The sequence below is a fragment of the Thiorhodococcus minor genome (assembly GCF_010820565.1).
In the GTDB taxonomy this organism is placed as follows: Bacteria; Pseudomonadota; Gammaproteobacteria; order Chromatiales; family Chromatiaceae; genus Thiorhodococcus; species Thiorhodococcus minor.
In genome coordinates, this window is the sequence record NZ_JAAIJQ010000133.1 from 1 (window position 1) to 9644 (window position 9644).

Below are 9644 nucleotides of genomic sequence, written 5' to 3' on the forward strand. Positions count from 1 at the left end.
TCCAACTACAACGCCTGCATCGCCGCGCAGTCGGGTGCCGGCAAGTCCTTTCTGACCAATGAGCTGATCTCCACGACTTTGTCCGTCGGCGGGCGCTGCTGGGTGATCGACGTCGGGCGCTCTTACGAGAAGCTTTGCGAAGCGCTCGATGGCCAGTTCCTGGCCTTCACCCGTGAGGCGCGGATCTGTCTCAATCCCTTCGAGCTGGTGCGCCACTGGGACGAGGAGGCCGACATGATCGCCGCCCTGGTCGGGGCCATGATCGCGCCCTCGGGCGGCTTGGACGACTACGCGCTCTCCGGGCTCAAGCGGGTGCTCAAGACCCTCTGGGATGCCGAGGGCACGGCGATGACCATCGACGGCATCGCCGCGGCCCTCAGCGCCGAGACTGATCCGCGGCTCCAGGATCTGGGCACCCAGATCTATCCCTTCACCACCCAGGGCGAGTACGGGCGCTTCTTCAACGGACCCAACAGCATCGAGTTCTCGGCGCCCTTCGTGGTGCTGGAGCTCGAGGAGCTCAAAGGCCGCAAGCACCTGCAGCAAGTCGTGCTGCTGCAGCTGATCTATCAGATCCAGCAGGCGATGTATCTGGGCGAACGCGACCAGGCCAAGCTGGTCATCCTCGACGAGGCCTGGGACCTGCTCACCCAGGGCGATGTCGCGCGCTTCATCGAGACCGGCTACCGACGCTTTCGCAAGTACCGCGGCGCCGCGGTCACGGTCACCCAGTCGCTCAACGACCTCTACGCCCACCCGACCGGGCGGGCGATCGCCGAGAACTCGGCCCATACCTTTCTCCTGGCACAGCCGGCGCAGGCGATCGATCAGCTGCGCGCGGACAAGCGCCTGCCGCTCACCGAGGGCGGGGCGGAGCTGCTCAAGACCGTGCACACGGTCCCCGGCGTCTATTCGGAGATCCTGGTCATCGGCGACTACGGGGCCGGCATCGGGCGCCTCATCGTCGATCCCTTCCGCCAGCTGCTCTATTCGACCCATCCGCGTGACGTAGCAGCCTTGAATGCGCTGCGTCGTCAGGGAATGACCCTTGATGCGGCGATCCGGCGGTTGCTGGCGGAGCAAGGACATGGCTGAGGGTCGCCCATCCTGGGCGATCGTCGTCCTGGTCGCCGGGTTCCTGTGCCTTGCCACTGGTGTCCTGCTCAGCCTCTGGTGGCAGCGTCAGCTCGCCCTGGCGCTGGAGTTGCGCCCGCCGGTGCTCCTACTGGACCTCTCGGAAGCCGCCCGTGGGGCGAGCCCGGACCAGATGACGGAGATCCTGCGCGACTACACCCAAGCGGCCGAACGTCTGGCCGCGCGGGGCGTGCTGGTCCTCGACCGGCATGCGGTGCTGGCCGCTCCGGCGGCGCTGACGCTTGGGGAGAAGGAGGTGCCGCATGCGCCCGAGTGAGGCGGAGGCAGGCGCTCCAAGCCCACGTCCGGTGAAACGCTGGCGGGAGCGCGTCCGACTGCTCCGCTGGCGTTGGGCAGTTCTGGCCCTCATGGCGCTCTGCCTGACGCTGGGACTGGGCACCTACGGGGCGATCCGTTACCGCCTCGGGATCGATCTTCAGGCCCACAGTTGCCTGGAATCGGCGCGCGTCTTCCTGATCGACACCTTCGCCGGTCCCGAGGACGTGGTCCAGGGCGACCTGGTGGCCTTTCGGGCTCAGGGGCTGGGGGTGCCGGCCTTTGAGGGCCAACTGTTCGTCAAGCATGCCGCTGGGGTGCCAGGCGATTGGGTGACGGTCACGCCCGCCGCGACCGCGATCAACGGTATGCCGATGGCGCAGGGCTTGGCGCTGGCTCCCGCGCTGCAACGCGATCCCGCCAGCCTGGCGCGCCACGAGCGCGTGCCGGTCGAGCACTTCTGGATGCTCGGGGAGACCGCGGACAGCTTCGACTCGCGCTACTGGGGCTTTCTTCCGGTGGCGCGCATGATCGGGAAGGCCTATGCGCTGTTCTGAGTGCTGGTTGGCGGCATCCGTCTTAGGGCTTGTCGTCTGCGTTGGAGCCGCCTGCGCTCTGGCTCAGTCGCCGCTTCCCGAGACCAGGCTTCGGGATGAGGCGGTGCGCCTCCAAGAGCAGGCGCTCTCGACGCCGCTTCCGGCTTGGCTAACGCAGCCGCAGGGGGCGGCCGCCGATTGGTCGGCTGAGCTACTGCAAGCCGGGGAGGGCATTCAGCTGTCGTCCGCGCTCCGAAGCCCCCCCGAGCCAGCGGTGACTCCACAGGGCCGCGAGCTCACCGTCACCATCCTCGCCTCGCGTGCCCTGGGTGAGGCCCAACTGCGCGACCTCTTCGCCCAGGCAGCCGGGCGGCCCGATGTCAGGATCGTCTTTCGCGGCGTGGCGCCGGGCGAATCGCTGGGTGCCTTCATCCGCGAGATCCACGCCCTTCTGCGTCAAGCGCGGAGGGAGACCGACAGCGACGCAGTTCCCCGCATCGATATCGATCCGCATCCCTTTCAGACTCCGTTGGTTGAAGCGGCTCCAACACTGATCGCTACCGATGGGGCTGGGAAGGAGATCGCCCGCGTCAGTGGGATCAGCCGTCCGGACTGGCTGCTCGAGCAGGTGGGTCAGGGGCGATGTGGCGACCTCGGTGTGCGTGGTTCGACGGTTGCGATCACGGAGCCCGATCTGATCGTGGAGCTGCAACGGCGCCTGTCCGGCATCGACTGGAATGCCCGGCGCGAGGCCGCGCTGGCCCGTTATTGGGAACAAGCGACCTTTGCCGAGCTGCCGGTGGCGGACAGACCCCATGAGCGGCGGCTCGATCTGACGCTCGTCGCTCAGGCCGACGTGACGCTCCCGGACGGGAGCACCGTGATCCAGGCGGGTGAGCACGTCGATCCGCTCGAAATTCTGCCCTTCCGTCAGCGCCTCTTCGTCTTCGATGCCACCGACCCGCGTCAGGTGGCGGAGGTCGCGCGGCGTGGCGCGGCCAGTCGCACCGAGGGGCGGCTGCCGCTCTATCTGGCGACCCGGCTGGATCGTGCCGCGGGCTGGGACGGTTACCGCGCCGTTCAGGCCGCCTTGCACGATCCGCTCTATCTCCTGACCCCCGACGTCCAGCACCGCTTCCAGATCGAGCGGGTGCCCGCCGTGGTCGAGTCGCGCGACGGTTTCCTGGTGGTGGCGGAATGGCCGCCGGAGGATTGAGCATGTCCAAGCGGCTCGCGCGCGGCTTTCTTCCATCCACCGTCCTGGTTGGACTCCTGCTGCTGGTGGCCTTGGCGGTGCGTGCCCAGGAGAACACCGCAACCGGTCTGGGCAACGCCGTCTGCCCGGACGCCGAGCTGCTCGGTCCCAAGCTCATCACCGACATCTGCTGGAGCTGTCTCTTCCCGCTCAAGATCGCCGGGGCGCCGATTGGGGGAGGGGCGGTCCCCCGCGGTGCGAGCGACCAGGCGCTGTGTGCCTGCACCGACCCGGCCGGTCTGCCGAGTCCGGGCGTGGTGATCGGCATGTGGGAGCCGGCTCGGATCGTCGAGCTGGTCCGCCTTCCGGGCTGCATGCCCGCACTGGGCGGCGCCCGGCTCGATCTGGGGTCCTGGCGCACCCTCGGCACGCCGGGACAGGCGGAGTACGACGGCTCGGACAAGGCCTTCTACAACTACCATTACTACGCCTTTCCGGTCCTGGTGATGCTCGATCTGTTCTTCCCGGACCGCTGCAACGTCGATCACCTGACCGACTTCGACGTGCTCTACCTCTCCGAGCTGGATCCGACCTGGAACAACGACGAGCTGGCCTTCTTCACCAATCCCGAGGCGGCGTTTGTCGCCAATCCCGTGGCGCAGGCGGCCTGTCTCATCGACGCGGCGTCCGCGACCACGGTGCAGAAGCCGCTCGATACGTTCTTCTGGTGCGCGGGCGCCTGGGGTGGGCTCTATCCCTTCACCGGGCGCACCCCGACGCTCAACGGCCGTCCCTCGGAGATGAGTCTGGCGAGCGCGCGGGTGCTCGCGGCCCTGCATCGGCGTGGACTGGCGCGACAGACCGTCGGGGATGCCGCCCTCTGCGAGGCGCCTTTCGCCGTGATGCTGCCCAAGACCCAGTACCGTCTCTCCCAGTTCTATCCGCTGCCCGAGGCCAACTCCAACCACGTGATCGGCGAGAGCGAGCTGCGCTGGGGCATGTGGCGCAACATTCCCGGGGTGGGCGAGGATCACCTCTATCTGATCTGGCGTTGGCGTGATTGCTGTCTCACCTGGCTCTGAGGGACGGTGCGTGCCAAATCCGCGTATGCGGGTTCGGCGCGGATTGGTCGGACTGCTGACCATCGCGATTGTCTGGACGCCCTGGGCGCTGGTCTGGGGCGATGGCCTGCGCCGGGCACTCGACTTCGATCAGGCGGCCACCGATGGGCAGGGTTTTGGGACTCAGCTCGGCAGGGATCCGGAGCTATTGGCCCGTTTCGATCAGCCGGCGGACTATCGGGTTTACTTTCCGGGTGCTGACCAAGGCGAGGCCACCGACTGGAGCGCCCTCTACGGCAATCCCTCGGCACTCGAAACGGCGGGGCTGCAAAGGCAGCAAGACTTGGTCGACACGCCCTACGCCGAGTCTTCCCCGACCGGTCAGGCATATCAGACCCTCCTCGAACCGGTCGATCGTCCGCGCAGCGACCTGAGCAGCGATCCGCTATGGGCGTTCACCGATGCGACCGTCAGCTCGCTGGACGACTTCAACACGACCTATGCCGACTGCACCTGGGACAATACCTTTCTCAGCCTTCCCCGAATGGTGCATGTCCCCGAATACGAAGCCTGTCTGATCCCGGACAAGGACCAGCCCAAGCTCGGCTGCGCGGCCAGTCGCACCCTGGACGCGACGGTCTACTGGGATCCGGTCGAGGTCGGCACCGATCCCGAGACCGGCGAGCCGATCATCGAGTACGTGCGGCGCGTCGAGAAGCGGGTGGATACCTGGGGCTGGGAATCGGCCGCCTGTCTCGAAACGCTTAACGAACGTCTCATGGACGGCTTCTGCCGCAGCACCACGACCTGCACCAGCAACCCCGATGCGGACTGTGTCCCCGTGATCGGCGGCGAGCTCTGCGGCAGCGAGCTGGTGGCACCGCCCTATCTGGACGAGACCGGCAACGAGCCTTGGGAGCAGTTCTCCGGCATCGGTGCGGCCTGTATGCAGGTTGGTGTCGCCCTCGACTGCACCAGCTTCAACGAAGGCCGGATGGACTGCTGGACCGATCCCGATGGCGTCGAGCACTGCCCCGAGAATCCCGGCGATCTGGACAACTGTGCTGTCCTCGACGCCAATCCCAACTGCCGGCAGGTGAGCCGGCAGTGCGCCGAGGAGGCCACGGGTCGCTCAGGCGTCTGCTATGTCGACCAACTGGTCTACGACTGCGGCACCGACCAGGAGATCGCCGGCCTCGAGCGCACCTCCGAGCTGGACTGCGGCGGTGAGATCCGCTGTCTGGGCGACGACTGTGTCGCGATCGAGCCCGAATCCTCGGACGACTTCGACGAGGCGGTGGCTGCGCTCAATGCGGCGGAGATGGTGTCCCTGGATGCCGACTGCACGAGGGGAAGCTGTCAGGTCTTCAAGGGCGAGGCCCTGGAGTGCAAGCGCGCGGTCGGCGGCATCGTCAACTGCTGCGAGCGCCCGAGCGGCATTTCCCTCGGGCTCTATTTGCAGCTCATGTTTTCCGTCGCCAAGCTCGACAGCGTGACGATGTCGTTGGTCAAGGCGGGTGTCTCCAATCCCGCCTTCGGTGCCTGGGAGACCCTGCGCTCACCCCTGGTCGACACCTGGTCGGCGGTGAAGGACGCCTTCACCTCGGCGGTCAACAACATCACCGGCAATACTACCGCTGTGACCACGGAGGCGGCCAAGCAGGGGCTGATCGCGACCTTCAAGCAGCAGCTCCTGCAGCAGACGGTGCAATGGACCGCTTCGGTATTCGGCCCCCAAGCGGCCAATGCCCTCTTCGTCAATGCCGCGACCGGTGGCGCCGCCGTGGCGGCCGATGGCTCAGTGGCCGCGACCGTGGCCCTCAATCCAGCCATTTCAGTCGTGCTCTACTGGGTGATGTGGGCCTATCTGATCTACACCATCGTCATGATCCTGATCCGCCTCATCTGGGAATGCACGGAGGATGAGTTCACGCTCGGCGTACAGCGCGAGCTGAAGTCCTGTCACCGGGTCGGGTCCTACTGCAAGAAGAATTTCTTCGGGGCCTGCATCGAGAGCCGCGACAGCTTCTGCTGCTTCAACTCGCCGCTGTCGCGCATCCTCAACGAGCAGATCCGAGGACAGGCCAGCATCGGCGGCTACGGCAGCGCCAAGCATCCCAACTGCTCAGGGATTACGGTCGAGACCCTGACCCAGGTCGACTGGAGTCGCATCGATCTCTCAGAATGGCTCACCATGCTGACGGAATCGGATTTGATCCTGACCACCACCGACCTCGACCTGGAGACCCTGACCGAAGGGCAGGGCAACCGCACGGCCGATCGGCTTGAGGACCTGAGCGACGTCCAGACGGTCGGAGAGGCGAATCGGAATGCGGAGACGCAAGGCTGGGAGGAGACGCTGGAGACCTTGCCGCGGGCGGTCGAGCCGACCTCGCCTTGAAGCTCGCCGCATCGCGATTGACGCGACGCCGCGAGCGGATAGCCTGTCGGGTGGGCGTCACGTCCGACCGGAGCGCCAGGTGGCGCTCTGAAGGGGCGTCGCCGAACAGGGGCGAGCGGAGGTGACTCCTGCGAGTTGGGCAGGACGTTGATGTAGGAGTCTAAGCGAGATCCAGGTCGGAGCGAGGCTTGAATGGCACAGATCGAATTCACCAGCGCGAAGTTCCTTCCGGTCCTGCCGGAAGACTGCCAGGTCAATCCTGGCGCCTACGGGTTTGAATTGGCCTGGTGGTTGGCGCAGACGCTCGTGAAAAGCGGCGTCGTGACCAGCTATCCCGTCGGCGAGGACTGGGGCTGGCTCATCGAGTACCACGAGGGTGACGCCGAATTCATGATCGGGTGCGGCAGTCAATCCGACCCCGGCGAAGGCGATGGCGGCCAGCCCGTGGCTTGGTCTGTCTTCGTCACGCAGGTGCGCTCGCTCAAGCAGCGTCTTCAAGGGCGATCAGCGCCCGCGATCGCCGCGAGGCTGACCGCCGCGATCGTCGCGGCGCTGCGTGCGGAGGGCATCGCCGTTGACGTGGACGCGCTCACCTGACGGCCCCCCGGCGCGCGTGCAGGTTGAGCCGCACATAATCGATCACAGGCTCGCCGAGCTGCCGCATCACCTCGCGCAGGAAGGGTTGGCGGTCCTGTTCGGGCAATTGCTCAAGATGGGGGCGCAGACAGACCGTGCGCAGGTAGGTCTCGAACGGCTCCCCTGGCGCGAGCGTCGTGGGCTCTGGCTGCAGCCAGCACTGCACGTCGATGAAACCGGCCGCCTCGAGCCGTTGCTGCATCTCAGCCGGGGTGGCGAAGTGCGTTGGATCGAGATCGACGCCTGCCGCCCTGGCGGCGGCGTGGACGCGCGCGATATTGCCTGCACCCCCGCACTGCGCGACCAATTGACCCCCAGGGTGCAGTACCGCGGCGAGGTTGCTGAACAAGGCCTCGTGGTCGCGAATCCAATGGAAGGTGGCCGTGGAGAAGACGGCATCCACAGGTGCGAGCGGTAGCGGGTGGGCGAGGCTGGTACGCACGAAGCTCACCCGATTCGCATAGGAGGCGAGTCTGCGCCTGGCCTCCACCAGCATTGCCGAGGAGAGGTCCAGGGCGATGACCCTCCCGCGCGGCAGGCGCTGGCAGAGATGCTCGGTGACCCGGCCCGAGCCGCAACCGGCATCGAGCACGCGCTCGTGCCCATCCAGATGAAGGCGGTCGAGCACGGTCACGCCCCAGCGGGTCATGGGGTCCGCGATGCGGTCATAGGTCGTGGCGTCCCAGTCGGACGCATGTCTCTCCTGGTGAGCGGCGGCTTTGTGGCGTTCGATTGTTATCTCGCCTCTCTGGAAGCGGGTTCGGACGGATGGCCAGGGCAGGGCAGGGTGTCTCGACAGCGAACCGCAGGCGCTGGCCGCGATCAGCCAGATTCAGGCCTGAACAGCGCTAGCAGTGGCAGGCTCGACCCAGCCTAATCGACAAGGATCGGCCACGAACGCCGATCCATCAGGTCGCCGACCCGGCGCATTGAGCCGCGGTGACCGGTTGCTGGTCGAGCACCATCGCGCGATGCGCTAGACTCAGATCACCCTACAAACGCTAAAGTCATCGGGGCAGGCTCGCCGCCACGGGGCGACCATTGGGCGTGTCCGCAGCGCAACAAGGAGCGACATCGTGGCCTCAACAAAACGCTTTGCGATCGTCTCAATTCTGCTCGGGGTGGCGGCGATTGCGCTCCCCTACTTCTTCGGTACATTGGCGGTGTTGGCGCTTGGCGGCGTGATGCTCGCCAGCGGCATCGTCTCCTTGTTCTTCGTCATCGACGTGCGCAAACAAGGTTTGCCTGTCAGCGTCTTCGGCCCTTGGGCGCAAATCATCGCTGGCCTGGTGGTCCTCATCTGGCCGGAGTTGGCCCTTTGGCTGGTGGCTGTGCTTCTGGGCGGCGGTCTCATCCTGAGCGGCATCACCGGTTTGACCGCGCTGCGCGACGCCGGAATCGTGAATCCGCCACGGCTTCGAAAAATCGGCTTGTGGGCAAGCATCCTGCTTGGCGTCCTGCTCATCGCGATGGGCGCCTTGGGCTCTGCGATTCTGCTCGGCATGGTGCTGGGGGTCGCGCTGATCGCCGCCGGACTACACCAGTGGCGTGAGGCGGATTTGCTGCGCTGAGTACGCCGGTTGATTGCGGGCGCCGAATGCCGCTCTTCGGCGCACCGCTCGACGCTCGATTCGCATTTCTGGAGCTGGTCGTCAGTTCGCAGTCAGTCATCGGGCACTGGCGAGCTGGCGATGTCGCGCAGGTACGATGCGTGAGTGAGAAAGCGGGCATTCCGATTTTGCGTTGTACGGCAGCAAAACGCGGGTAGCGGTCGGATTAGGCTGGAACTGCGACGTCGGGAGAGCGCGGGGAAGCGGGTACTCAGAATCCAGATAACGCTTTCCATCACTCGTCTTGCTGAGTAGTGACAGAAGAAGATCCAGTAAGTTTCGTTCCTACAGAGATCATAAGACTCTATCAGTATCACCGTCATTTCTTATCACCCTTCCATCCGGAAGGATCTGATTTGCAATAGGATGTTTTCTCGACTTGAAGTGTTGGTTATTCCTGTATGCGCACTCGAAGTAAGGTAGCGGATGGCGAACATTGAGGCCTTGATCACCGGTTGGTCCACCCGGCCTGGCAGCGTTGCAGACTGCCGCGTAAAACTTTGATTTTATGATGGTAAATATCTTATGCCTGACTGTAGAGCAAGGTTTTGGACCAAACGATGATCAAGGCTGCGGATGGCGAACATTGAACTTCTTTCGATAGGCTATCTCGTCTATTAGAGATCGCGGGAAACGATCATGAAGCTTACCTCTAAGGAAAAAGTAGACTTCATCAATCTCATTCAGCTTGCCAGAATCAATTGCGCTATTTTCATCTCATATCGTTACCCATAAGTCCCACTCACGGATCGTTGCGCCTCCAAGGCGAGCACAAAGTCGGCTGCGCGCTGCAGA

Annotated in this window: 9 protein-coding genes; 8 read left to right on the forward strand and 1 reads right to left on the reverse strand. The window is 65.1% G+C overall.

Annotated features, from left to right (window positions below; all coding sequences use genetic code 11):
• The 7 genes from G3446_RS24540 to G3446_RS24570 all read left to right on the forward strand — a co-directional run.
• Nucleotides 1–1095: TraG/VirB4 family ATPase (locus G3446_RS24540; protein ID WP_209262616.1), on the forward strand; the 1095-nt coding region annotated here is incomplete at its 5' end.
• Nucleotides 1088–1411: a hypothetical protein gene (locus G3446_RS24545; protein ID WP_245232743.1), complete on the forward strand. Its 324-nt coding sequence runs from the start codon at nt 1088–1090 to the stop codon at nt 1409–1411. The genes G3446_RS24540 and G3446_RS24545, both read left to right, overlap by 8 nt.
• Nucleotides 1398–1967, forward strand: a complete 570-nt coding sequence (gene lepB / locus G3446_RS24550; protein WP_164456281.1) for a signal peptidase I — start codon at nt 1398–1400, stop codon at nt 1965–1967. Before G3446_RS24545 ends, lepB begins: the two co-directional genes overlap by 14 nt.
• A 103-nt stretch (nt 1968–2070) precedes the next feature.
• Entirely contained in the window at nt 2071–3162 is a 1092-nt protein-coding gene (locus tag G3446_RS24555; RefSeq protein WP_342450224.1) for a TrbC family F-type conjugative pilus assembly protein, read from the forward strand.
• Nucleotides 3163–3164: 2 nt separating this feature from the next.
• Nucleotides 3165–4223 (forward strand): TraU family protein, encoded by a 1059-nt coding sequence (locus G3446_RS24560; RefSeq protein WP_164456285.1) that lies wholly within the window; start codon nt 3165–3167, stop codon nt 4221–4223.
• Between the two features lie 10 nt (nt 4224–4233).
• Nucleotides 4234–6603, forward strand: a complete 2370-nt coding sequence (gene traN, locus G3446_RS24565; RefSeq protein WP_342450225.1) for a conjugal transfer protein TraN — start codon at nt 4234–4236, stop codon at nt 6601–6603.
• 192 nt (nt 6604–6795) lie between these two features.
• Nucleotides 6796–7200, forward strand: coding sequence for a hypothetical protein (locus G3446_RS24570; protein ID WP_164456287.1), 405 nt, complete (start codon nt 6796–6798; stop codon nt 7198–7200).
• On the opposite strand, the gene G3446_RS24575 is transcribed toward G3446_RS24570, so the two are convergent.
• Complete coding sequence (locus G3446_RS24575; protein WP_164456289.1) at nt 7193–7888, reverse strand: class I SAM-dependent methyltransferase; 696 nt, start codon at nt 7886–7888, stop codon at nt 7193–7195. The genes G3446_RS24570 and G3446_RS24575 overlap by 8 nt on opposite strands.
• Before the next feature lie 427 nt (nt 7889–8315).
• Between G3446_RS24575 and G3446_RS24580 the strand changes: the two genes are divergently transcribed.
• Entirely contained in the window at nt 8316–8810 is a 495-nt protein-coding gene (locus tag G3446_RS24580; protein ID WP_164456291.1) for a DUF308 domain-containing protein, read from the forward strand.
• The last annotated feature ends 834 nt before the right edge of the window (nt 8811–9644 follow it).

What these genes read in the sequence shown, in the direction of transcription:
- G3446_RS24570 (WP_164456287.1), top strand. Translation starts at nt 6,796, where the DNA reads ATGGCACAGATCGAATTCACCAGCGCGAAGTTCCTTCCGGTCCTGCCG.
- lepB (WP_164456281.1), top strand. Translation starts at nt 1,398, where the DNA reads ATGCGCCCGAGTGAGGCGGAGGCAGGCGCTCCAAGCCCACGTCCGGTG.
- G3446_RS24560 (WP_164456285.1), top strand. Translation starts at nt 3,165, where the DNA reads ATGTCCAAGCGGCTCGCGCGCGGCTTTCTTCCATCCACCGTCCTGGTT.
- G3446_RS24545 (WP_245232743.1), top strand. Translation starts at nt 1,088, where the DNA reads ATGGCTGAGGGTCGCCCATCCTGGGCGATCGTCGTCCTGGTCGCCGGG.
- G3446_RS24575 (WP_164456289.1), bottom strand. Translation starts at nt 7,888, where the DNA reads ATGACCCGCTGGGGCGTGACCGTGCTCGACCGCCTTCATCTGGATGGG.